Here is a 24,138-nt window from a genome sequence, read left to right on the forward strand (position 1 = left end):
CGGCCTCCAGGAGCCGCACCCCGCCCTCCCAACGGCCAGTGCCACCTGGCCGAAAGACCGGCCGCGAACCGACCCTCCCCGCGTACGCTCGACCGCATGGACGCGCTCACGCTGACCACGGCGTACGAGATCATCCGGCAGCCTCTCGGGCAGATCCTCCCCGAGGTCTCGGCGGCCCTCGCCCCCTTCGTCCCGCACGTGGACGCGGCCGAACTCTCCACCCACTGCGCCCACTCGCCCTTCAAGACACTCGGTGGCACGGAGCTGCTGACGGCAGCCGACCTGGCGCCGCTGCTCGCGGCGGGCGTGCCCGGGAGCCCCTGGCAGGGCACGGCGACGCTCGGTGGTCGGCAGCGGCAGGTCGTCGCCGTCACGAGCCACGCGACCGTGCGCGGGGCGGTGCTCGTGCTCGTACGGGAGGACGACGCCGTCCCCGTGGACTCGGCCGCGCTCACCGTGGCGCAGGCCCTGTGGGACCTGGTGTCGGGGCACTTCGACCGGTTCGCGACGGAGGCGCTGCCGGGAGCCCTCGCCCGTTCGCGGGCGGCGGCCGACACCCGGGCCCGGGTCATCGCGGAACTGACGGCCTCGCACACGGCGGCGCTGTCCGGCGTCCTCGGCGTGTTGCGTAGCCGGGCCCTGGACGACACGACGGCCCGGACGACCGCGACCGACCTGGCCGCGTCGGCGCTGATCGAGATGCGGGCCGAACAGCGGCGGGACCGGGCGCTCGCGGAGGAACCCGCCCAGGCCGCCTTCGAGCGGCTCGCCGCCGAGCTGCGGCCGATGCTGCGGCACAGCCACGTCCGGCTCGACCTGGGGGCGCCGGACTCGGACCGGTCACTGGCGGCGGACGTGGCGCACAGCGCGCGGGCGATCGTACGGTCCCTGCTCCTGATCATCCTCGAACAGGACTCGGTGCGCCGGATCCACGTCGGCTGGCAACTGACCGAACACGAGCTGCGGGCGTCCGTACGTGACGACGGCGCGGGCGCGCTCGCCCCCTGCGCCCTGGGCGCCGGCACGATCCGGGACCGGCTCGACGTGCTCGGCGGGCGGCTCGACATGGACGCCGTCCCCGGCTGGGGCACGACGGTCACGGCCGTGATCCCCCTGGCGGCACCGGCGGCCCCGGTCGAAGCGGCACACCCCCTCTCCGGCCTCGGCGACCGAGAGGTGGAGGTCCTGCACCACCTGGCCCTCGGCCACCGCAACCGCCGGATCGCCGAGGAGCTGCACATCAGCGAATCCACGGTGAAGTTCCACGTCGCGAACATCCTCAACAAACTCTCGGTCGACTCCCGAGGCGAAGCGGCCGCCCTCTTCCACGCGGCGGCGTAGCGAGGGGCGTGGGCGGGGGGGCGGTGGGCGAGACCTCCCACGGGGGCGCGGAGCCCCGGACGGGCGCCCGCAGTCGGTCGGGCGTCCCGGCGGGCACCGCCGCCCAGGCCCGGCGCTCGGTCGTCCGGCTTGCCTCACCCGGGGTGTCAGTGCCGGGTGCCAGACTCGCACCCATGACCGACAGGTGGGCACTCGCGCCCGAGGCCGAAGGCGACGGCGCGCTGCTCGTGGCCCTCGGCCCGGACGGGCTGCCCGCAGGCGAGGTGCGGCGCGAGCCGGACCTGGTGGCGGCCGTGCGGGCGCGGCCCGAGGTGGCCCGCTGGGTGTGGCGGTCGACGGCCGAGGTGTATCCCCGGCTGCTCGCCGCCGGCGTCCGGGTCGAGCGGTGCTACGACATGGAGGACGCCGAGCAGCTGCTCCTGGGCCACGAGGGACGCCTAGGCGAACCCCGTTCCGCGGCGGCGGCCTGGGCGCGCCTGCGGAACGCGCCGGTGCCCCCCGATCCGCCCCAGCGCGGCGCCGAGCCGGGCTCGCAGGACTCCCTGTTCGAGCCGCGCCCGGTGGTCTCCGTTCCGTTCGACGGCCTCCTCGCGGTGTACGCGGAGCAGCTGCGCCGTCACGACCGGGCGGAGCACCCGGGCAGGATGCGGCTGCTCACGGCCGCCGAGTCGGCGGGGATGCTGGTGGCGGCCGAGATGCACCGGGCGGGTCTGCCGTGGCGTGCGGATGTGCACCGCGACCTGCTGCACGAGCTGTTGGGCGAGCGGTACGCGGGCGGAGGTGAGCCGCGCCGGCTCGCCGAGCTGGCGGACGAGGTGTCCGCGGCGTTCGGCCGCCGGGTCCGGCCGGATCTGCCCGCCGACGTGGTGAAGGCCTTCGCGCAGGCCGGTGTCCGGCTACGGTCGACCCGCCGTTGGGAGCTGGAGGAGATCGACCACCCGGCGGTGGAGCCCCTGATCGCGTACAAGAAGCTGTACCGGATCTGGACGGCGCACGGCTGGTCGTGGCTCCAGGACTGGGTCCGCGACGGACGTTTCCGGCCGGAGTACCTGCCGGGGGGCACGGTCAGCGGACGCTGGACGACGAACGGCGGCGGGGCGCTGCAGATCCCGAAGGTGATCCGGCGGGCGGTGGTCGCGGACCGGGGCTGGCGCCTGGTGGTGGCCGACGCCGACCAGATGGAGCCGCGGGTGCTCGCCGCGATCTCGCGGGACCGGGGTCTGATGGAGGTGGCGGGGCACCCCGACGACCTGTACACGCGCCTGTCGGACCGGGCGTTCTCCGGCGACCGCGATCACGCCAAGATCGCGCTCCTGGGCGCGATCTACGGGCAGACCAGCGGCGACGGCCTGAAGAACCTGGCGGCGCTGCGGCGCCGTTTCCCGCGCGCGGTGGCCTATGTCGACGATGCGGCGAAGGCGGGCGAGGAGGGCCGGCTCGTGCGGACCTGGCTGGGCAGGACCAGCCCCCGGGCGGTGGGCGCGGGCGACGACGAGGAGGCCGGCCTGCCGCAGGAGGGCGGTGAACCGGTCGCGGCGGAGGGCGAGTTCGTCCCCGGGTACGCGTCGGGGAACGCGCGGGCGCGGGGCCGGTTCACCCGTAACTTCGTGGTGCAGGGCAGCGCGGCCGACTGGGCGCTGTTGATGCTGGCGGCGCTGCGGCGGTCCTTGGCGGGGATGCGGGCGGAGCTGGTGTTCTTCCAGCACGACGAGGTGATCGTGCACTGTCCGGCGGAGGAGGCGGAGGCGGTCACGGAGGCGATCCGCGCGGCCGGGGACGAGGCGGGGCGGATCGCCTTCGGTGAGACCCCGGTACGGTTCCCGTTCACGACGACCACGGTCGAGCGGTACGCGGACGCCAAGTAGTCGCGGCGGCAGGGGGAACGGGGCCCCGGCACGGCAGTACGGGGGCAGGGCCCCGACCGGCCCCCTCGGTACCGGGGGGGGCAGGCCCGACCGGCCCGCCCCCTCAGTACCGGGCGGGGCAGGCCCCCGACCGGCCCCCTCAGTACGGGAAGGCAGGCCCTCCCGCCCCCCGCAGCACGGCGGGACAGGGCCCTCCCGCCCCCGCAGCACGGGGGCAGGCCCTCGATCGCCCCCCCACCCCGCAGCACGGGGGGGGCAGGCCCCCGATCGCCCCCCGCCCCCCGTATCGCCGCCCATCCCCCCGCTCGCCTACTTCGGCGGCTCCTGCAGCTGCAGCCAGTCGGTGCTGAGCGCGATCGTCTTCAGCTGCTCCATGGTCAGAGCGGGCTCGGCGCGCGTGGCGTCCTCGTGCTGGGCGCCGGTGTTGAAGGCCGAGACGACGACCCGGAAGCCGTCCGGCGTGATGGTGTCCACGGTCCACCACACGACGCCCGAGCCGCCCTTCTCACCCGGCTGCTGGGTGAGCTTGACCAGGCGGCCGTCGGGGAGGGTGGTGACGTCCCCGCTGCCGAAGAGGCCCCCGGCCACGTCCCCCATGTTCGGCTGGATGTTGATCTGGACGAGGCTCTTGCCCTCGCCGTCGTCGACGACGGCGAAACCGTAGCCGGAGTCCGCGCTCTTGTCGGAGACCTTGAGGCCCTTGGGCAGGAGGCGGAGCAGGGTGCTCTGGACGGCGGGGCCGCTCGGTTCGCCCGGCGGCCGGTCGGCGGCGGGCGGCCTCTTGGTCTCGGGCAGGGCGGGGATCCGCTGGAGGAACACCTGCCAGGCGTCGGCGGTGACGAGGGCCTTCAGCTGGGCGGGGCTGAAGGGCGGGTTCTCCCGGCTGATCGCGGCGCCCTTCTCCGCGGGCGCGTTGTACTCGCTTGCGTCGATGAGGAAGCCGTCCTTGGTGAGCAGGACCGCCCGCCACTGCTTGGTCTCCTCGCGCTTGTCGGGGTACTCGTACCCCTGGAAGACCATCAGCCGGGAGCCGTTCGGCAGCCGCTCGCTGGAGCAGTCGTCGAAGGGGACGTGAGCCTTCGAGGGGCACGTCACCTGGTCCTCCCCCGCCTCGCCGGTAGGGCCGGCACGGTAGAGGCCGACGGAGACGGCCGCCTTGCCCCTGCCGTCGTCGTAGACGCCTCGGACGGACTGGCCCTTGCCGTCCAGGTCGTCGATCTCCCACGTGCCGGGCGGGGTGTTGGCCTGGAGGACGGCCGCGAGGCGCTTGACCGGGATCTGCCCCTGGTTCGGCTCGTTCGGCGCGGTCTCGGCGGAGTCCGTGGCGCGGGCGGTCGGCTTGGCACCCGTGGGGGCGCCCGCCACGGAGACGCGCTCCGGCGCGCCGGTCGGCGAGAGCAGGGAGCCGCCGTACACCCCGCCGATGCCGATGCCGATGGCGGCGAGGGCGAGGGCGCCGCCGGTCACCGCGAGGCGGCGGCGGAGCAGGCGGCGACGACCACGCTGGAGGCCGCCCGCGACCAGCTCGCGCCGGTCGTCCACGGCGAAGCCGTCACCGGTGCGGCGCAGGACCGCGCCGAGCTCCTCCTCGAATCCCTCGTGCTGGGGGTCTGCGTTCTGGGGCATGTCGAATTCACCGTCTCCGGTTGGTGGAAGGCCAGGGGGTGGTGCACGTGGGTGAACGTGGGGCGAGTGGTGCACATGGTGCGGTTGGTGCATGCGATGCAGGTAATGCAGGTAATGCAAGTGGCGCGGGAGGTACGGACGATGCGGGTGCGTCGCTCGCCGACGGCCGGTGCGGAAGGTGCAGACGCGGCGCGGGCGCAGGCGCGGTCGCAAGCGCGGGCGCGTCCGCGATCAGCGGGCGGCGAACTCGGCGATGCTGCCCCCGAGCCGCTGCCGCAGCTTCCCGAGCGCTCGTACGGAACGGGTGCGTACCGCGGCGGAGCTGACGTGCAGGGCGTCGGCGGTCTCCTCGATGCTGCGGTCCTCCCAGTACCGCAGCACCACGACCGCACGGTCCTTCGGTGCGAGTCCGGCGAGCGCGTCGAGCAGCGCGATCCGGAGCGCTGGATCCTCGCCGGTGTCGGGGGCGCGGTCGGGCAGTTCGCCGAGCGGGCGCTCGGTCGCCGAGCGGCGCCGCTGGTGGCTGAGAAACGTGCGGACGAGCACGGTCTGGGCGTACGCGGCGGGGTTGCCGATCCGGGCGACGCGGCCCCACAGGGCGTACATCCGGCCCAGTGTCTCCTGGGTGAGGTCCTCGGCGAGGTGCGTGTCCCCGCTGGTCAGCAGGCACGCCGAGCGGAACAGCTGACCCGAGCGTGCGGAGGCGAACTCCATGAACTCGTCCGCGCGGGACTTTCTCATACCCCTCCATTCCCTCGTGGTCACGTGGTGTGGTCGCCGTACACCTCATTGACGCGACGGGGGCGCGGAAATGTTTCAGCACGCGTCCGAGATTTTTCCGACGTCTCCCGGCGGACGCATCCAAAGAAGCGGAATCGGGTAATCCCCTTGTATGAACACTCTCAGCGCAGCCCAGACCCTGGCCGCGGGAGTCTGGCAGTCAGGCCTCGGACAGTTCCTCGCCGGACTCGTCGTCGTCTTCGTACTGATCGGGGCGGTCTGGCTCGGGTTCCGGGTCCGAGACCGCGAGTCCCGTACACCCAAGCCGGACGAACACCCGCGCCGGCCGGAGACGGACCGGCTGCCCGGTGAGATGTCCGAATACCGCAGGCCGGTAGAGATGCCGCAGAACGACGGCGAGCACCGGCTCATGCCGTACCAGCTCAAGAACGCGGGCACGTCGGGCACGGAGACCTCGCCCGAGCCGCCGAGCGAGGAGAAGCGCAAGTGGGGCGGGATCTCCAGCGGAGGCTTCGGCAGCGGAGGCACCGGCCACGGCGACTGACCGAAGACGCGAGCGCGTCCGCGCCCGTACCGAACCCCTCGAAGGTCAAACCCGTGGATGACACAGGCACCCACACAGGCACTCCCACCCCCGCCGCTCCGGAGGCGCGCCTCCGGGCGGTGGCGTACCGCCTGCTCGGCACGTTCCCGGAGGCCGACGATGCGGTCGCGGACGCGAGGAGGACACGGCGATGGTCGGAGGATCCGACCATCGCCGTGGCCGCGGCATGCCTGGCCCGTCTCCGCGCCCGAGAGACACATGAACACGCCCATGCCGATCCGGCCGCCCCCGGGACCGCACCCCCCGCGGTGGCCGTGGACGGCCTGACACCCCCGGAACGGCTGGCGTTCGTCCTCCACGACGAGTTCCAGGTCCCGTACGAGAGGATCGCCCCGGTACTGGAGCACGCCCCCGTCGCCGCCCGTCGCCTGGCGGGCCGCGCCAGACACCGGCTGCGGGACGCGGAGGAGATGCCGGAAGCCGTCTGAGCCGGGGTTCACTCTCCCAGCAGGCGCCCCGCGCGCGAGGCCACGTGGGCGGGCGGCACGGAGTCCGGGGGAAGGACGGGGTCGGTGACCGGCTCGCCGAAGGTGGTCACGACCGGCAGCACCCCCGCCCACAGACCGAGCGCCGCGTCCTCGGAGTCACCGTCGTCGGGCGGGCCGCTGCGGGTCTTGACCGAGGCCTCTGTCAGGTCGAGCGCGATGACCGCGGTCGCGGCCAGCTCCTTGCGGCTGGGCTGCCGTACGTACTCCCACTGTCCCGGGGAACCCTGCTCGGTGAGCGCCCGGAGACCGCGCAGTTTCTCGTCCGGGTCGGTGACGATGCGCGGAACGCCGTAGATCATCGCGCAGCGGTAGTTGACGCCGTGCTCGAAGACGGAACGGGCGAGGACGAGCCCGTCGACATGGGTGACCGTGACGCAGACGGGGGCGTCGGGTGCCTGGACGAGACTGCGGCTGGCGACCGAACCGTGCAGGTACAACTGCCCGCCGTCCACCCCGTACGCGGTGGGCACGACCATCGGCGTGCCGTCGACGACGACCCCGAGATGACAGAGGAACCCCGCCCCGAGCACGGCCTCCAGATCGGCCCGCCGATGACTCCCCTTCTCCCGCATCCGCCGCAACCGGGTCCGCTCGGTGACGACGAGCTCCTCCCCGCCGTCGGACGTGACCGTACTGCTCACACTTCCCCCTGGTTCGCTGTTCCCTCGACCGGCGTCAAGATCTTCGAAGGTTCTACGCCGACCCACGCCGCACCCGCCACCCCTGCCTGCTTGTAGGCGGTCTGGCTCCCGCGTCCCGGGTTCCGGCAGAGTGCTCGGTGAGCGAGGTACGCGTGGGCGTCGCGACAGAGAAGAAGGACACGATGACATCGGCTTCCGAGCAGGAGGAGACGCGGGAAGAGCCGCGGGAAGAAAGCGACTACGGCGTCCGGTTGGGGTTCTCCAACGGCATGGTGGTGCAGGAGCTCGGGGAGGATGACGATGTCGACGACAGCCTGCGGAAGTCGGTCGAGGAGACCATCGGCCGGAGCCTTGTCCGTTACGACCACGAGGGCCCGGTCGATGTCGCGCTCCTGTGGTTCCGGGAGGGGGACGGCGACCTCGTCGACATCCTGACGGAGGCGGCCGACCCGCTGTCCGCCGACGGCCACATCTGGGTCCTGACCCCGAATCCCGGCAAGCCCGGCCACGCGGACCCCGGCGAGATCGCGGAGGCCGCTCCGGAGGCCGGCCTGTCACAGACCGGCACCGTCACGGCAGGCGCCTGGACCGCCTGGCGGCTGGCTCGCCCCACGGCACTCTCCGGACATGAAAAAACCCCAGGTCACGGCGAGTGAGTCCTGGGGTAATTCCGAGCCGCCTTCGGGATTCGAACCCGAGACCTACGCATTACGAGTGCGTTGCTCTGGCCAACTGAGCTAAGGCGGCGTGCCGTGCAGACCCATGTTGGGTGCAGCAGCGCCGCCAAGTCTACACAGTTTCCCGGGGTGCTCCGACCACCCTTGGATCATGCCTGCGAGCAGCGCTTTCCGTCTTGCGGAGGGGTGCCTTCCAGGAGGTAGGTGTTGATCGCCGTGTCGACGCAGTCGCTGCCCCGGCCGTACGCCGTGTGGCCGTCGCCCTCGTAGGTGAGGAGGGTGCCGGAGGAGAGCTGGTCGGCCAGGGACCGGGCCCACTTGTACGGAGTGGCCGGGTCGCGGGTGGTGCCGACGACCAGGATCGGGGCGGCGCCCTCGGCGGTGATGCGGTGGGGGCGGCCGGAGGCCGGGGTCGGCCAGGAGGTGCAGTTGAGGGCCGCCCAGGCGAGGCCCTTGCCGAAGATCGGGGAGGCCTTCTCGAAGGACGGGACGGCCTTCTCGACGTCGGCGGGGCCCTTGTAGGCCGGCGGCAGGTCCAGGCAGTTCACGGCGGCGTTGGCGAACATGAGGTTGGCGTACGTGCCGTCCGCCTCGCGCTCGTAGTAGCTGTCGGCCAGGGCCAGGAGGCCGGAGCCCTCGCCGCCCATCGCCCGGGTGAGGGCCTCGCGCAGCTGGGGCCAGGCACCCTCGTCGTACATCGCCGCGATCACGCCCGTGGTGGCCAGGGACTCGCCGAGCGGGCGGCTCTCGCCGGTGGGCACGGGCTCGGCGTCCACGTCGCGGAAGAACTTCTTCAGCGCCTCGCCCGCCGCCTCGACCGACCCGGTGCCCAGGGGGCAGTCCGGCGTCCGGACGCAGTCGGCGGCGAACGCCCGGAACGAGGTCTCGAAGCCCGCCGTCTGGTCGCGGTTCAGGTCGATCGCGGGCAGCGAGGGGTCCATGGCCCCGTCTAGGACGAGGCGCCCGACCCGGTCGGGGAAGAGCTCGGCGTAGGTGGCGCCGAGGAACGTGCCGTACGACGCCCCCACATAGCTGAGCTTCGCGTCACCGAGCACCGCCCGCAGGATGTCCATGTCCCGGGCCGTCTCGACGGTGGAGACGTGCGGCAGGATCTTCCCCGAGCGCTTCTCGCAGCCGGCCGCGAAGTCCTTGAAGGCGGCGCTGAGCGCGTCCGTCTCCGCACGGTCGTCGGGGGTCTGGTCGACCTGCGTGTACGTGTCCATCCGCGGGCCCGTCAGACACTCGACCGGCTCGCTGCGGGCCACTCCGCGGGGGTCGACGGCCACCATGTCGTAGCGGGCCCGGACGGGTGCGGGGTACCCGATGCCCGCGTACCCCTGGAGGTAGCCGACGGCGGAGCCGCCGGGGCCGCCCGGGTTGACCAGGAGCGAACCGAGCCGCTTGCCCGGGCCGGTCGCCCGGACCCGGGAGACGGCCAGCTTCACCGAGGGCCCGTCCGGCTTCGCGTAGTCGAGGGGCGCGCGCAGGGTCGCGCACTGGAAACCGGCGACTCCGCAGTCACGCCACATCAGCTTCTGGGAGTAGAACGCCTTCAGGGCCTCCGGCGGGGAGGAGGGGGCGGCCGGGCGGGCCGCCGTGGTGCGGGACGGCGCCGCGTCGCTGCCGCCCGTGCAGCCGGAGAGGATCAGCCCGGCGGCCGCGAGGGCCGTGGCGGACGTACGGAGCAAACGCCTGGAGTCCATCCCCGGAGCGTATCCGGACCGGTACGTACCGTGTCCAATCGTGCCCTCTCCCCCAACTGCCCGCCCGGTCAGCCCTCACCTACCCGTCCGGTCGGCCGGCCCCGTCAGCCCCCGCCCGCCCCGCAGATCAGCCGCGCAGCTCCATCGTCATCGCCTCCACCGCGAGCAGCGGTGCCACGTTCCGGTCGAGGGCCTGGCGGCACGCCAGGACGGCCTCGATACGGCGGAGGGTGCGCTCGGGAGTGGTGGCGCGGGCGATCCGCTCGATCGCGTCCCGCACGTCCGTGTTCGCGAGGGCCGAACGCGAGCGCAGCTGGAGGGCGAGGACATCGCGGTAGAAGCCGGTCAGGTCGGTGAGCGCGAGGTCCAGGCTGTCGCGCTGCGTACGCGTCCTGCGCCGCTTCTGCCGCTCCTCCAGCTCCTTCATCGCGCCGGCCGTGCCGCGCGGCATCCGTCCGCCCTGGGACGCGCCGAGCGCCGTCTTCAGCTCGTCGGTCTCCTTGACGTCGACCTCCTCCGCGGCCTGCTTCGCGTCCTCCGCCGCCGCGTCCACCAGCTCCTGGGCCGCCCTGAGGCAGCCGCCGATGTCGTCGACGCGCAGCGGCAGCTTGAGGACGACGGACCGGCGCGCGCGGGCCCGCTCGTCCGTCGCGAGCCGCCGGGCCCGGTCGATGTGTCCCTGGGTGGCACGGGCCACGGCCTGCGCCATCTCCGGCTCGATGCCGTCGCGCCGCACGAGCACGTCCGCGACCGCCTCCACGGGCGGGGTGCGCAGGGTCAGGTGCCGGCAGCGGGAGCGGATCGTGGGCAGCACGTCTTCGAGGGAGGGTGCGCAGAGCAGCCAGACCGTGCGCGGGGCGGGTTCCTCCACGGCCTTCAGGAGGACGTTGCCCGCGCCCTCGGTGAGCCGGTCGGCGTCCTCAAGGACGATGACCTGCCAGCGCCCGCCGGCCGGGGAGAGCTGCGCGCGGCGGACGAGCTCGCGGGTCTCCTTCACGCCGATGGACAGCAGGTCCGTGCGGATGATCTCCACGTCCGCGTGGGTGCCGACGAGGGTGGTGTGGCAGCCGTCGCAGAATCCACAGCCCGGTGCCCCGCCGAGCGCCCGGTCGGGGCTCACGCACTGCAGCGCGGCGGCGAACGCCCGCGCCGCCGTCGCCCGGCCCGATCCCGGCGGACCGGTGAAGAGCCAGGCATGGGTCATCCTCGACGCCTCGGGGTCGGGCTCTCCTGCGGCATGGGCGGTCACGCGCGCGTCGGCGTCCCGCGCGGCGGCGGCGAGCTGCTCCTCGACCCGTGTCTGTCCGACCAGGTCGTCCCATACGGACATGTCTGCCCCTCCTCAGGTACGTCCTCCATTGTGGGGCAGCCCTCTGACACGCCCCGCCGGAGTTCGTGCCTGCGGCGCTCCCGGGCCTCACCACGCGCGCGGGTGCGGGCGAGCCGGAGCCCGACCGAGGAGCCGAGCACCGCGACGCCCGTGCTGACGGCCGCCGTGACGTGGGCGGCGCCGGTGCGGTCGGCGAAGGTGTGGACGTAGGCGTTGCCGAAAGCTCAGGTCACGACGGCATGGGGCTGGCTGCGGGGGTGGGGGTGGAGCGAGCTCCACCCCCACCGGGAATCAGCGCCGGACTCAACGGTGGACTCAGCGGTGCCGGGGGCCGTCGCCCTCGTCGTCGTGCGGGCCGAACAGCTCGTCCGCCAGGGTCGGCAGATCGTCCAGCGGGGTGTCCTCGGCCCAGTCGGAGCGGCGCGGCCGGCCGTTCTCGTCGAGCTGGGGCAGCTCACGGGTCCGGTCGTTGGAGCCCTGCGGCTCCTCCCGCGCGTCCCGGAAGATGCCCTGCGGCACCCGGTCGACGGGATCGGCCCCCCGGGGGTTCCGTACGGGCGGGAGCACCGCGGTCTCCTCCGCGTCCCGCACGGGCGGGGACACCGCGGAGTCCTCGGCGTCCCGCACGGGTGGGAGGACGGCGGTCTCCTCGGCGTCCCTTACGGGCGGGAGCACCGCGGTCTCCTCCGCGTCCCGTACGGGACGCAGGACCGCGGTCTCGTCGGCGCCGCGGGTCTCCCGGACACGGGGCAGAGCGGCCGTCTCGGCCTCCGGCTTCGCGATCTCCACGATCGGGGTGGCCACGGTGACCTCGTCGGGCGAGACGGCCGCCGCGTCCGCCGCCGCTCCCCGCGCCCGGCCCGCGCGCGGGGCCGGCGAACGGCCCGCGCCCCGGTCCGAGACACGATCCGCCCTCGGGTCCGACGCACGGTCCACGCGCGGGTCGGACACCCCGTCGGCCCGCGGGTCCGACGTGCCGTCCACCCTCGGGTCCGGCGCACGGTCCGCGGGTGCGTCCATCCTCACGATCGGGGTCGCCACGGTGACCTCGTTCGCGGACACCTCGGCGGCGCGCGCGGCGCGGGCGGCCTGCTCGGCGGCGCGCTCGGCCGCCGCCGTCTCCGCGGCCTTCCTCGCCGCGTCCCGCTCGGCCGCCGCCTTCTCCTCCGCCGCGGCCTTCGCCGCAGCCGCCTTCTCGGCCGCCTTCTTCTCGGCCGCGGCCCGTTCCCTGGCGGCCTTCTCCACCTCGGCCCGCTGAGCCGCGGCCTTTTCCGCCGCGTCCCGCTCGGCCGCCGCGCGCTCCGCCGCGGCCTTGGCGGCGGCCTCGGCCGCTGCCTTCTCCGCGGCGGCCTTCGCCGCTGCCTCCTCCGCCGCCTTCGCGGCGGCGGCGGCCTCGGCCGTCCGGCGGGCCTCCTCGGCCCGGAGCAGGGCCTCCTCCGCCTTGCGCTGCTTCTCCAGGCGGCGTTCCTCGGCCTCGGCCCGCAGCCGGGCCTCTTCCTCGGCCTCCTTGCGGAGTCGTTCCTGCTCCTCCTTGCGGGCCTTCTCCTCGGCCGCGAGCCGCTTCCGCTCCTCCTCGGCGGCGAGACGGGCCTCCTCGGCCTTCCGCCGGGCCTCCTCGGCCTGCCGTTCGGCCTCCAGGCGGCGCGCCTCTTCCTCCTCGCGCCGCTTGCGCTCCTCCTCCTCGGCGCGGAGCCTGGCGAGCTGCGCCTGGCGCTCGCGCTCCAGGCGCTCCTCCTCGGCCTTGCGTGCCGCTTCCTCCTCCGCCTTCCTGCGCGCTTCCTCCTCGGCCTTCCGGCGGGCCTCCTCGACGGCCTTCACCTCGGCCTCGGAGAGCGGCAGCATCCGGTCGAGCCGGTGGCGTACGACGGTGGTGACGGCCTCGGGCTCCTGCCCGGCGTCGACCACGAGGTAGCGGCCGGGGTCGGCGGCGGCGAGGGCGAGGAATCCGGCCCGTACGCGCGCGTGGAACTCCGGCGGCTCCGACTCCAGACGGTCGGGCGCCTCGGTGAAGCGTTCCCGGGCGGTCTCGGGCGAGACGTCGAGGACCACGGTCAGATGGGGTACGAGGCCGTCCGTCGCCCAGCGCGAGATGCGGGAGATCTCGGTCGGGGACAGGTCACGGCCCGCGCCCTGGTAGGCGACGGACGAGTCGATGTACCGGTCGGAGAGGACGATCGCGCCCCGCTCCAGGGCGGGCCGGACCAGGGAGTCGACGTGCTCGGCGCGGTCGGCCGCGTACAGCAGGGCCTCGGCGCGGTTCGACAGCCCCGCCGACGACACGTCGAGGAGGATCGAGCGGAGCCGCTTGCCGATCGGGGTGGCGCCGGGCTCGCGGGTGACGACGACCTCGTGGCCCTTGGCCCTGATCCACTCGGCGAGCGCCTCGACCTGGGTGGACTTGCCGGCGCCGTCGCCGCCCTCCAGGGCGATGAAGAAGCCGGTCGGGGAGGGCGCCTGCGCCGGATCGGAGCCGCGCAGCGCGTCCCGCAGGTCGCGACGGAGCGGGACGCCCGCCCGGTCGTCGGTCTTCGCGAGGACGAGCGCGGCGACGGGCAGCAGCAGGGCGCCGACGAGGGCGAGGGTGAAGGCCGCGCCGCCGTGGGCGAGGACGAGATCGCCGGCGGCGAGGCGGTGCGGGCCGATCGCGGCGGCGAGCAGCGGCGCGGCGAGCGCGCCGATGCCCATGCCGACGCGGGCGGAGGCCTGGAGGTGCTCGGTCATCCGGGCCCTGCGGGGCTCCTCGGTCTCCTGGTCGACGAGGACGTGGCCGGTGTTCGCGGCGACACCGGCGGCGTATCCGGCGAGGACGGCGAGGAACAGCACGGTCGCCGTGTCCGGCACCAGGCCCATCGCGATCAGGGCGACGCCGGTGACGGCGGTCACGAGCGCGAGCAGTCGGCGCCGGGAGAGCATGGGCAGGACGGAGCCCGCGGTGCGGATGCCGACGGCGGTGGCGCCACTGAGCACCAGGATCAGAAGGGCGTACGTGACGGGGCCGCCGCCCAGGTCGTACGCGTGGAGGACGGCGACGGACGCGGCCGCGGCGATGGCGCCGGCGACCGTGGCGCAGGTCAGGACCAGGGGCTTGAGCGCACCCGTACGGCCCTTCTCGGCGGCCGGGCGACGCAGGCCCTCCAGGGGCGAACGGGGCCGGGGCGTCTCCCCGCCGGGCAGCGCCATCGCGTACAGGACGGTGACGGAGGCGGCGAAGAGCCCGGCGGCGACGTACGAGCCGAGGGCGGCCTGGTGGAGCGAGAACCAGTCGATGCCGGCGCCGAGCGCGTTGCCGACGAGTGTGGCGACGAGCAGCACGGCGGCGGCGGCCGGGACGGCGAGGAAGCCGGTGCGCTGGGAGAGCCGCCGCAGCGCGGCGAGGTGGTCGGGCAGCGGTCGTACGGCGCCGCCCTCGATCGGCGGGGCGGGCAGCAGCGCCGGAGCGGCGCCCTCGCGGCTGATCGTCCAGAGCCGCTCGGCGGCGCCGGTGACGAAGACGGTGCCGAGGAGGTACCAGAGGGCGCTGCCGGGGGTCCAGTCGATCCACAGGGGTGCGATGACGAGCAGCGCGATCCGGACGCCGTCGGCGCCGAGCATGGTCCAGCGCCGGTCGAGCGCGCCGCCCGGCCCGGTGAGCGCGGTCAGCGGGCCGAGGAGGACTGCCCCGAAGAGGACCGAGGCCAGCAGGCGCACGCCGACGACGGCGGCCACGGCGAAGGCGGCGCCCCGCTCGCCCCCGCCGAACGCGCCCTCGGTCACGGCGGCCTGGAGGCCGAGGAGGACGAGGACCAGGAGGGCGAGGGCGTCTCCCGTACTGCCCGCGACGTGGGCGCTCCACAGTCTGCGCAGTGGCTGATGGCGCAACAGGGCGCGTACGGCACGCTCCCTGGAATCCGCGACGAGTGCGGCGTCGGAATCGCCGAGGCGGTCTGGCTGCTCTGCTCGCGTCATCCGTCCACCCTATCCGGACGGTCTTGCTCCCCGCGGCCCGCGCCCGAACATCAGGACGAGCCTGTGACGAAGGCGGGGGCGGGGGTGCTCACCCCCGCCCCCGCCCTCTCACGAGCCGCCCCCGCCGCTCGTGCGAGCCGCGTCCGCCGCTCGTGCGAGCCGCGTCCGCCGCTCGTGCGCCTACTCCGGCTTCGCCGCCGCCGTCTTCTTGGCGGCGGTCGTCTTCTTCGCGGCGGTCGTCTTCTTCGCGGCGGTCTTCTTGGCGGCCGTCGTCTTCGCGGCCGTCGTCTTGGTGGCGGTGGTCTTCTTCGCCGCCGTCTTCGTGGCCGCCTTCTTCGCGGTGGTCGTCTTCTTCGCCGGGGCCTTCTTGGCGGTCTTCTTCGCCGGTCCCTTGGCGCGCTTCTCCGCGAGCAGTTCGTAACCGCGCTCCGGCGTGATCGTCTCCACGCTGTCGTCGGTCCGCAGGGTGGCGTTGGTCTCGCCGTCCGTCACGTACGGGCCGAAACGCCCGTCCTTGACGACCACGGGCTTCTCGCTGACCGGGTCGGTGCCCAGCTCCTTCAGCGGCGGCTTGGCCGCGGCCCGGCCCCGCTGCTTCGGCTGGGCGTAGATCGCGAGCGCCTCTTCGAGGGTGATCGTGAAGAGCTGCTCCTCGTCGGTGAGCGACCGCGAGTCCGTGCCCTTCTTCAGGTACGGGCCGTAGCGGCCGTTCTGCGCGGTGATCTCGACGCCCTCGGCGTCGGCGCCGACGACCCGCGGCAGGGACATCAGCCGGAGCGCGTCGTCCAGGGTGACGGTGTCGAGGGTCATCGACTTGAAGAGGGAGGCCGTGCGCGGCTTCACCGCGTTCTTGCCGGTCTTCGGGGTGCCCTCGGGCAGGATCTCCGTGACGTACGGGCCGTAGCGGCCGTCCTTCGCGACGATCTGGTTGCCGCTGACCGGGTCGGCGCCCAGCTCGAAGTCGCCGCTCGGCTTGGCGAGCAGCTCCTCGGCGAGCTCGACGGTCAGCTCGTCGGGCGCGAGGTCCTCGGGGACGTCGGCACGCTGGTGGCCCTCGGCCTCCTTCTCGCCGCGCTCGACGTAGGGGCCGTAGCGGCCGACGCGCAGCACGATGTCGTTGCCGACGGGGAAGGAGGAGATCTCGCGGGCGTCGATCGCCCCGAGGTCGGTGACGAGTTCCTTGAGGCCGCCGAGGTGGTCGCCGTCGCCGTTCCCGGCGTCGGCGGCACCGCCGGAGGCGGCCTTACCGCCCTGGGTGGCACCGAAGTAGAAGCGCTTCAGCCACGGCACGGACTTGGCCTCGCCGCGGGCGATGCGGTCGAGGTCGTCCTCCATCCTGGCCGTGAAGTCGTAGTCGACGAGCCGCCCGAAGTGCTTCTCCAGGAGGTTGACGACGGCGAAGCTCAGGAAGGACGGCACGAGCGCCGTGCCCTTCTTGAAGACGTAGCCGCGGTCGAGGATCGTGCCGATGATCGACGCGTACGTCGACGGGCGGCCGATCTCGCGCTCCTCCAGCTCCTTGACCAGCGAGGCCTCGGTGTAGCGGGCCGGCGGCTTGGTCGCGTGGCCGTCGACGGTGATCCCGTCGGCGGTCAGCGCGTCGCCCTCGGCGACCTGCGGCAGGCGCCGCTCCCGGTCGTCGAGCTCCGCGTTCGGGTCGTCGGCGCCTTCGACGTAGGCCTTCATGAAGCCGTGGAAGGTGATCGTCTTGCCGGACGCGCTGAATTCGGCGTCACGGCCGTCGGACGCCCGGCCGCCGATCTTGACGGTGACGGAGTTCCCGGTCGCGTCCTTCATCTGGGAGGCGACGGTCCGCTTCCAGATCAGCTCGTAGAGGCGGAACTGGTCGCCGGTGAGGCCGGTCTCCGCCGGGGTGCGGAAACGATCACCCGACGGTCGAATCGCCTCGTGCGCCTCCTGGGCGTTCTTGACCTTGCCCGCGTAGACACGCGGCTTCTCCGGCAGGTAGTCGGCGCCGTACAGCTGCGTGACCTGCGCCCGCGCCGCCGAGACGGCGGTGTCGGACAGGATCGTGGAGTCCGTACGCATGTAGGTGATGAAGCCGTTCTCGTACAGCTTCTGCGCCACCTGCATGGTCGCCTTCGCGCCGAAGCCCAGCTTGCGGCTCGCCTCCTGCTGGAGGGTGGTGGTGCGGAAGGGAGCGTACGGGGAGCGGCGGTACGGCTTCGACTCGACCGAGCGCACCGCGAACGCGGTGTCGGTGAGCGCGGCGGCCAGGGTCCGGGCGTTCGCCTCGTCCAGGTGCAGCACGGCGTCGCTCTTCAGCCGCCCGTCGGCGCCGAAGTCACGGCCCTGCGCTACCCGCTTGCCGTCGACCGCCGCGAGGCGTGCGACCAGCTGGGACGGGTCGGACGCGTCACCGGTGCGGCCGGTGCCGAAGGTGCCGGTGAGGTCCCAGTACTCGGCGGAGCGGAAGGCGATGCGCTCGCGCTCCCGCTCGACGACGAGCCGGGTGGCGACGGACTGCACGCGGCCGGCGGACAGCCGCGGCATGACCTTCTTCCACAGGACCGGCGAGACCTCGTAGCCGTAGAGCCGGTCGAGGATACGGCGGGTCTCCTGGGCGTCGACCATGCGCTGGTTCAGCTCGCGCGGGTTGGCGACGGCCTCGCGGATCGCGTCCTTGGTGATCTCGTGGAAGACCATCCGGTGGACCGGGACCTTGGGCTTCAGGACTTCCTGGAGGTGCCACGCGATGGCTTCGCCCTCGCGGTCCTCATCGGTGGCGAGGTAGAGCTCGTCGGACTCGGCGAGCAGCTCCTTGAGCTTCCTGACCTGCGCCTTCTTGTCAGCGTTGACGACATAGATGGGCTGGAAGTCATGCTCGACGTCGACCCCGAGGCGGCGCACCTCTCCGGTGTACTTCTCGGGCACCTCGGCGGCGCCGCTGGGAAGGTCACGGATGTGCCCGACGCTCGCCTCGACCACGTAGCCGGGGCCGAGGTAGCCCTTGATCGTCTTCGCCTTGGCAGGCGACTCGACGATGACGAGTCGGCGGCCGCCGTGTGCGGTCTCGCTGGTCGGGGACAACTTCGCTCTTCTCTCCGGATCGGCACTCTCTGGCACGTAGCTCTGGCACGCACGGCAGCGGCACGGACGGTGACGCTCCCGTCGCTGCGGAGTGTGACGGTACAACCCGCCCCCGTGTCAAACGGCGAAAGCCCGCAACGGCCACTCGAACGGTAACCCGAGTCCTGGCATTCCTGCCGCCCGGACTCCCGGTCGGGCGGGGCGGGGCGTCGGAGCCGGAGGCTGCCGGTGAAAGATCACGAAGGTCCGTGAGCGGTCCGGGAGAAGATCAGAGCCTGGCGAAGCACCAGACGCCGAGGACGAGGAAGCCGGCGCCGAAGAGGCTCGTCAGCGCGACGGCGGCACGGGGGGCGACCCCGTACGCGACGGGCTCACGGTGCAGCGTCCGCACGGTGGTCCACAGCAGCAGCGCGCCTCCGAACAGCGTGAACGCCGTCCCCGCGAAAATCGCCGGCCCGCTCTCCATGCCGTACCCCGTTCCGTCCCTGTGCGGTGTTCGTCTCCCGGTGCCGAGGCTGACACCTCCGGGCGTCGAAGGTGCGAATTCCGGGTGAACGACGCGGAGCGTCCCGTACGGTTTCACGAAGATGGCCGGTAGTGATCCGCCCGACGCCTCCTCGCGGGGTTCTCGCGGGGCGGTGAGCGGGGTTCTCGCGAGGCGATGAAACGCTTCGTCGCGGGAGGCGGAAGCCGCATGGCGGCGTTCCCGACGCGGGGGCCGTGGCTGATGGCGACGCCCGGCTCTCCGTCCGGGCAGGCGGGGCGGAGAACCCGGGCAGGTGGCGTCACCAGCAGAAGTCCGGCGTACGGGGCGGGGCGGCCCGGACCGGCAGGGCCCCGTCAGGGGGCCAACCCGCCGAGGCCGAGGAGCCGAGCCGCGCCCGGAAACGGAACGCGGCTGCCCGCCCCCGGCCCGGGTTCAGTCCGCGGGAAGCAGGAAGCCCTCCTCCACGAGCAGCCGGATCGCCTGCGGGGTGCGGTCCCGCAGTATCACCGGGTCCTCGCCCATCAGCTGACCGATCGCGTCGAGGATGCGGCCCGCGCTGAGCGTGCCGTCGCACACCCCGGCGAACCCGGCGCCGACGTGGTCCACCTTGGTGGCGCGGCGCATGCCCCTGTTCTGCCGGAGCACGACGTGCTCGGGGTCCTCGGCTCCCGGCAGCCCGACCTGCTCCTGCACCACCTCGGGCGCGAGCGTGAACCGGTCGGCGAGGAGGGCGGCGTCGTCGTGACCGCGCAGGTAGTCCTGACGCTCGAAGTGGGCGAGGACGGTGGGCCCGAGGGGCTGCTCGACGGGGTGCGGCCACTCCTCGATGACGATCGACGGCTCGACGGACCCCGAGGCCACGGCCTCGTTCCGCCGGACCGTGATCCAGCCGAAGCCCACCGCGCGGGTCTTGCGGGCCTCGAACTCGTCGAGCCACGCCTCGTACGCCAGCCGGTACGCGTCCGGGTCACCGCGGTGGTCGCCGCTGTCCCGCAGCCACAGCTCCGCGTACTGGGCGACGTCCTGGACCTCCCGCTGCACGATCCAGGCGTCGCAGCCGCGCGGCACCCAGGACCGCAGCCGCTCCTGCCACTCCTCGCCCTCGACATGCTGCCAGTTGGCGAGGAACTGGGCGTATCCGCCGTCGTTGAGCCGCTCGCCCGCCTCCTGCACGAGCGTCCGGCACAGGTCGTCACCGCCCATCCCGCCGTCCCGGTAGGTGAGCCGGGCGCCGGGGGAGATCACGAACGGCGGGTTCGAGACGATCAGGTCGTACGTGTCGCTTCCGACCGGCTCGAACAGCGAGCCCGGGACCAACTCGGCCTCCTGGGCCCCGGAGAGAGCGAGCGTCAGCCGGGTGAAGTCCAGGGCGCGCGGGTTGAGGTCGGTCGCGGTGACCCGGGTGGCGTGCTGGGCGGCGTGCAGCGCCTGGATGCCGGATCCGGTGCCGAGGTCGAGCGCGGAGGAGACCGGCGTACGGACCGTGATGCCGGCGAGCGTCGTGGACGCCCCGCCGACGCCGAGGACGACACCCTCCTCCTTCGTGCCGATGCCCCCGGCCCCGCCGACGGCGCAGCCGAGGTCGGAGACGATGAACCAGTCCTCGCCGTCCGGCCCGCCGTACGGCCGGATGTCGACCGTCGCGGACACGGTGTCGTCCTCACGGACCACCCAGCCGTCGGCGAGGGCCTCTTCGATCGGGAGCGTGGCGGCGGCCCGGTCGTACGCGACGGCCTCCTGGAGCAGGAAGAGCCGGACGAGGATCTCCAACGGGGAGTCGCCGCGGGTGGCGCGCAGGGCGGGCACGGTCTCGCTGCGGGCGAGGGCCGCGTAGGCCGGGGCGCCGAGCAGGTCGAGCAGCCCGTCGGCGGTGAAGTCGGCGGCGAGCAGGGCCTCGCGCAGACGGGTGGCGTGCGCGGGCACCGGGAGGCGGGGAGGCAGGCTGGTCGTACTCACCGCTCCATTGTGACCGCCGCCACCGACATCGGGGCGGCCGACCCGTCGACGGCGCCGGATCGACGACACCGCTGCCCCGCCCACGCCGTGGGTCCGCCCACCGCGACTACGGCGCCCGCCGTCATGTGCCGGGCCGACGTGGTGATGACGGCGGGGGGCGTGGTGACGGTGCGCGGGCGTGGTGACGGCGCGCGGGCCTGGTGACGGTGCGCGGGCCTGGTGACGGTGCGCGGGCGTGGTGCGGGGGGACGCCGGTGACGGCGGGGCGGGCGCCGGTGGAGCGACAGCAGGGCGCGAACCGGGCTGACGGCCCCGTCCGCGCCCCGACCTTGTTCCGCGCCGCTACTCCGCGCGCTTGGTCGCCGGGGCCTTCTGGCTCGGCTTGGCGGAGGGCTTGCCCGTGGGCGCGGTGTCCGACCCCTTGTCCGAGTCCGAGTCCGAGTCCGAGGAGGTGGAGCCGGGCTGCGGGGAGGGGGAACCGGAGGCCTTCGGCGGGACCGAGGCCGTGGGCTTCTGGCAGCCGGGCTGCTTGGCCATCGCCTGGCCCAGCTCGCCGTCCTCCAGCTTGGACAGGGCGTTCTGGTCCATCTTCTCGATCTTCGTCAGACCGTCGGCGACGCCCTGGAGGCCGTCCGCGAACTTCTGCTGGTTCGTCGGGTCCAGCGCGTCGACCTGCTTCTTGAGTCCCTCGTACGCCACCGCGGTGGCGTTGAGCTCCTTGATCGCGTCCTGCTGGATCTTCTGGCCGTTCTCGACGGGCGGGGCCCCGGCGCTCTCGACGGCCTTGGCCAGCGCCCGGTCGGCGTTGGCGATGTCCTGGAACGCCTTCGAGTCGGCGGCCTGGATCTCGGCGGGCTTGCTGTCCGCGGCCGTCGAAATGATGATCTGGTGGGCGTCGGCCCGCTTCTGGATCTGGGGCTTCGCCTGGTCGCAGAACGTCTTCGCCCAGTCGCCCACCTTGTCGCCCTCGTCGTCGCTGCAACCGGACAGCGCGAGCACCAGTACCGCGCCGCCGGACAGTGCGGCCGCAAGCTTCTTGTTCACCGGATCGGTCCCTTCCAAGGCTCTCGGCCCCGGAACATACACGCCGAACGGGCTACTTCCACCTATCGTACGACCGATTCACCCCGGATTGCAGCCTTTTGAACCAAGGGAGACACCTCTCACTCCCCTCGGAAACGCGCGGCCATGAGACGGATAACACGTCAGAAGAGCCGGCCGACGACCGGCCGTAAGGATCGACGGACGGCACGTCAGGAGAACGCGCGTCAGGACACGCTCACCGAGCGCCTCTTGGAGACGCTCACCGCGGCGATGACCACGAGCAGCGCGACCCCGGCGACCGCCGCCCGCAGCCCGGCACTGGCGTCACCCCCGTAGCTGAACCGGACGACCGCCGGGGCGATGAGCAGCGCCACCAGGTTCATCACCTTCAGGAGGGGGTTGATCGCCGGGCCCGCGGTGTCCTTGAACGGATCTCCGACCGTGTCCCCGATGACGGTCGCCTCGTGCGCCTCGCTGCCCTTGCCGCCGTGGTTCCCGTCCTCGACCAGCTTCTTCGCGTTGTCCCAGGCACCACCGGAGTTGGCGAGGAAGACCGCCATCAGCGCGCCCGTGCCGATCGCTCCGGCGAGGTACGCGCCGAGGGCGCCGACGCCGAGCGCGAAGCCGACGGCGATCGGGGCCATCACGGCGAGCAGCCCGGGCGTGGCGAGTTCCCGCAGCGCGTCCTTGGTGCAGATGTCGACGACCCGTCCGTACTCCGGTTTCTCCGTGTAGTTCATGATCCCGGGATGCTCGCGGAACTGCCGCCGCACCTCGTACACCACCGCACCCGCCGACCGGGAGACGGCGCTGATCGCGAGCCCCGAGAAGAGGAAGACGACCGCCGAGCCGAGGATCAGCCCGAAGAGGTTGTTGGGCTGCGAGATGTCCATCGAGAGTGTCAACTCGCCCGCTCTCGCGCCGACCTCGGCGACCGAGGTCGCGATGGCGTCCCGGTACGAGCCGAACAGCGCCGCGGCCGCGAGGACGGCGGTGGCGATGGCGATGCCCTTGGTGATGGCCTTCGTCGTGTTGCCGACCGCGTCCAGATCGGTGAGGACGCGGGCTCCGGAGCCCTGGACGTCCCCGGACATCTCCGCGATGCCCTGGGCGTTGTCGGCGACCGGGCCGAAGGTATCCATGGCGACGATCACCCCGACGGTGGTCAGGAGGCCGGTACCGGCGAGGGCGACCGCGAACAGCGCCAGCATGATCGAGCCCCCGCCGAGGAGGAACGCCCCGTACACGGTGAGCCCGATCAGGAGGGCCGTGTAGACGGCGGACTCCATGCCGAGGGCCACACCCGCCAGGACGACGGTCGCGGGACCGGTGAGCGAGGACTTCCCGATGTCCCGGACCGGCCGCCGGCTCGTCTCCGTGAAGTAGCCGGTGAGCTGCTGGATGAGGGCCGCGAGGACGATGCCGAGGGCGACGGCGACCAGGGCGAGGACCCGGGGGTCGCCGGCGTGGTCGCCGATGCCCGGCTCGGTGACACCCCGGAGCTCGGCGTACGAGGACGGCAGGTACGCGAAGGCGGCGACGGCGACCCCGACGAGGGAGATGACCGCCGAGACGAGGAAGCCGCGGTTGATCGCGGTCATCCCGCCGCGGTCGGTGCGCCGCGGGGAGACCGCGAAGATGCCGATGACCGCGGTGACCACGCCGATCGCCGGCACGATCAGGGGGAACGCGAGCCCGTGGTCGCCGAAGGCCGCCTTGCCGAGGATGAGCGCGGCGACGAGGGTCACGGCGTACGACTCGAAGAGGTCGGCGGCCATGCCCGCGCAGTCCCCGACGTTGTCGCCCACGTTGTCGGCGATCGTGGCCGCGTTGCGCGGGTCGTCCTCCGGGATTCCCTGCTCGACCTTGCCGACGAGGTCGGCGCCGACGTCGGCGGCCTTGGTGAAGATGCCGCCGCCCACTCGCATGAACATGGCGATGAGCGCGGCACCGAGGCCGAATCCTTCCAGGACCTTGGGCGCGTCGGCGGCGTAGACGAGGACGACACAGGCGACACCGAGGAGTCCCAGGCCGACCGTGCACATGCCGACGACACCGCCGGTACGGAACGCGATCCGCATGGCCCGGTGCGCGACCTCCGTCAGACCCCTCTCCGGTTCGCCCGGCCCCGGGGTGGCCTCCCTGGCCGCCGCGGCGACCCTTACGTTGGCCCGTACGGCGAGCCGCATGCCGATGTACCCGGTGAGCGCCGAGAAGAGCGCTCCGACCAGGAAGAACAGGGAGCGTCCCGCGCGCTGCGACCAGTTGTCCGCGGGCAGCAGCATCAGCAGGAAGAACACGGCGGCCGCGAAGACGGCGAGGGTCCGCAGCTGCCGCGCGAGGTAGGCGTTGGCCCCCTCCTGCACGGCCGCGGCGATCTCCCTCATCTTCTCGGTGCCCTCACCCGCTCTGAGCACCTGGCGGACGAGGATCCGGGCGACGACCAGCGCGGCCAGGGCGACGGCGCCCACGACGATCACGATCGTCCGGTTCCCGCTCGTGAGCACCGCCGCGGCGAGAGAAGTGGCGTACATGGAGACGGATCATAGGGAGAGGAAACGGCACATACGGGGATGCCGAAGGCTCACCCGCGCGGATGCACCAATCCGGAGCGCAGGCGGTACGGGGGCGGCGGCGCG

Annotated in this window: 17 protein-coding genes and 1 tRNA gene; 6 read left to right on the plus strand and 12 right to left on the minus strand. The window is 73.2% G+C overall.

What is annotated here, in order from left to right:
• Positions 1 to 96: 96 nt before the first annotated feature.
• Together ABZ567_RS29465 and ABZ567_RS29470 are read left to right on the plus strand one after the other, a co-directional pair.
• Positions 97 to 1,341: a LuxR C-terminal-related transcriptional regulator gene (locus ABZ567_RS29465; protein ID WP_360795549.1), complete on the plus strand. Its 1,245-nt coding sequence runs from the start codon at positions 97 to 99 to the stop codon at positions 1,339 to 1,341.
• A 173-nt stretch (positions 1,342 to 1,514) separates the two neighbouring features.
• The gene (locus ABZ567_RS29470) at positions 1,515 to 3,206 is read left to right on the plus strand and encodes a bifunctional 3'-5' exonuclease/DNA polymerase (RefSeq protein ID WP_360795551.1); all 1,692 of its coding nucleotides are present in this window, start codon (positions 1,515 to 1,517) and stop codon (positions 3,204 to 3,206) included.
• Between the two features lie 309 nt (positions 3,207 to 3,515).
• Here ABZ567_RS29470 and ABZ567_RS29475 read toward each other — a convergent pair whose 3' ends face one another.
• Both ABZ567_RS29475 and ABZ567_RS29480 read right to left on the minus strand, forming a co-directional pair.
• The gene (locus ABZ567_RS29475; RefSeq protein ID WP_360795554.1) at positions 3,516 to 4,832 is read right to left on the minus strand and encodes a hypothetical protein; all 1,317 of its coding nucleotides are present in this window, start codon (positions 4,830 to 4,832) and stop codon (positions 3,516 to 3,518) included.
• Positions 4,833 to 5,063: 231 nt separating this feature from the next.
• Complete coding sequence (locus tag ABZ567_RS29480) at positions 5,064 to 5,573, minus strand: SigE family RNA polymerase sigma factor (protein WP_360795557.1); 510 nt, start codon at positions 5,571 to 5,573, stop codon at positions 5,064 to 5,066.
• 151 nt (positions 5,574 to 5,724) lie between these two features.
• Between ABZ567_RS29480 and ABZ567_RS29485 the strand changes: the two genes are divergently transcribed.
• Together ABZ567_RS29485 and ABZ567_RS29490 are read left to right on the plus strand one after the other, a co-directional pair.
• On the plus strand, positions 5,725 to 6,117 hold the full coding sequence (locus ABZ567_RS29485) for a DUF6479 family protein (RefSeq protein WP_360795560.1): 393 nt from the start codon (positions 5,725 to 5,727) through the stop codon (positions 6,115 to 6,117).
• A gap of 53 nt (positions 6,118 to 6,170) precedes the next feature.
• Entirely contained in the window at positions 6,171 to 6,605 is a 435-nt protein-coding gene (locus ABZ567_RS29490) for a hypothetical protein (RefSeq protein ID WP_360795562.1), read from the plus strand.
• Positions 6,606 to 6,613: 8 nt separating this feature from the next.
• Here ABZ567_RS29490 and ABZ567_RS29495 read toward each other — a convergent pair whose 3' ends face one another.
• On the minus strand, positions 6,614 to 7,237 hold the full coding sequence (locus ABZ567_RS29495; RefSeq protein ID WP_360795678.1) for a pyridoxamine 5'-phosphate oxidase family protein: 624 nt from the start codon (positions 7,235 to 7,237) through the stop codon (positions 6,614 to 6,616).
• Positions 7,238 to 7,488: 251 nt separating this feature from the next.
• On the opposite strand from ABZ567_RS29495, the gene ABZ567_RS29500 reads away from it, so the two are divergent.
• A complete protein-coding gene (locus ABZ567_RS29500) occupies positions 7,489 to 7,962 on the plus strand; it encodes a DUF3052 domain-containing protein (protein WP_360795565.1) in 474 nt (157 codons plus the stop codon).
• A gap of 17 nt (positions 7,963 to 7,979) precedes the next feature.
• On the opposite strand, the gene ABZ567_RS29505 is transcribed toward ABZ567_RS29500, so the two are convergent.
• From ABZ567_RS29505 to ABZ567_RS29535, 7 genes are all read right to left on the minus strand, one after another.
• Positions 7,980 to 8,053, minus strand: a tRNA-Thr gene (locus ABZ567_RS29505).
• Positions 8,054 to 8,132: 79 nt separating this feature from the next.
• Positions 8,133 to 9,686 carry an alpha/beta hydrolase gene (locus tag ABZ567_RS29510; RefSeq protein WP_360795568.1) on the minus strand — a complete coding sequence of 518 codons (1,554 nt, stop codon included), beginning with the start codon at positions 9,684 to 9,686 and terminating at the stop codon, positions 8,133 to 8,135.
• A 127-nt stretch (positions 9,687 to 9,813) separates the two neighbouring features.
• Entirely contained in the window at positions 9,814 to 11,016 is a 1,203-nt protein-coding gene (locus ABZ567_RS29515) for a DNA polymerase III subunit delta' (RefSeq protein WP_360795571.1), read from the minus strand.
• Positions 11,017 to 11,331: 315 nt separating this feature from the next.
• Positions 11,332 to 14,961, minus strand: coding sequence for a dTMP kinase (gene tmk, locus ABZ567_RS29520; RefSeq protein WP_360795574.1), 3,630 nt, complete (start codon positions 14,959 to 14,961; stop codon positions 11,332 to 11,334).
• Between the two features lie 180 nt (positions 14,962 to 15,141).
• The gene (topA, locus tag ABZ567_RS29525; RefSeq protein WP_360795576.1) at positions 15,142 to 18,012 is read right to left on the minus strand and encodes a type I DNA topoisomerase; all 2,871 of its coding nucleotides are present in this window, start codon (positions 18,010 to 18,012) and stop codon (positions 15,142 to 15,144) included.
• 268 nt (positions 18,013 to 18,280) lie between these two features.
• The gene (locus tag ABZ567_RS29530; protein WP_360795579.1) at positions 18,281 to 18,478 is read right to left on the minus strand and encodes a hypothetical protein; all 198 of its coding nucleotides are present in this window, start codon (positions 18,476 to 18,478) and stop codon (positions 18,281 to 18,283) included.
• Between the two features lie 453 nt (positions 18,479 to 18,931).
• Entirely contained in the window at positions 18,932 to 20,455 is a 1,524-nt protein-coding gene (locus tag ABZ567_RS29535; RefSeq protein WP_360795582.1) for a class I SAM-dependent methyltransferase, read from the minus strand.
• Positions 20,456 to 20,464: 9 nt separating this feature from the next.
• Here ABZ567_RS29535 and ABZ567_RS29540 point away from each other — a divergent pair, with 9 nt between their 5' ends.
• Positions 20,465 to 20,659, plus strand: a complete 195-nt coding sequence (locus tag ABZ567_RS29540) for a hypothetical protein (protein ID WP_360795585.1) — start codon at positions 20,465 to 20,467, stop codon at positions 20,657 to 20,659.
• A gap of 138 nt (positions 20,660 to 20,797) precedes the next feature.
• On the opposite strand, the gene ABZ567_RS29545 is transcribed toward ABZ567_RS29540, so the two are convergent.
• A complete protein-coding gene (locus ABZ567_RS29545; RefSeq protein WP_360795588.1) occupies positions 20,798 to 21,499 on the minus strand; it encodes a small secreted protein in 702 nt (233 codons plus the stop codon).
• Positions 21,500 to 21,723: 224 nt separating this feature from the next.
• Complete coding sequence (locus ABZ567_RS29550) at positions 21,724 to 24,033, minus strand: sodium-translocating pyrophosphatase (protein WP_360795591.1); 2,310 nt, start codon at positions 24,031 to 24,033, stop codon at positions 21,724 to 21,726.
• Between the last annotated feature and the right edge of the window lie 105 nt (positions 24,034 to 24,138).

This window comes from Streptomyces sp. NPDC016459 (assembly GCF_040632845.1).
In the GTDB taxonomy this organism is placed as follows: domain Bacteria; phylum Actinomycetota; class Actinomycetes; order Streptomycetales; family Streptomycetaceae; genus Streptomyces.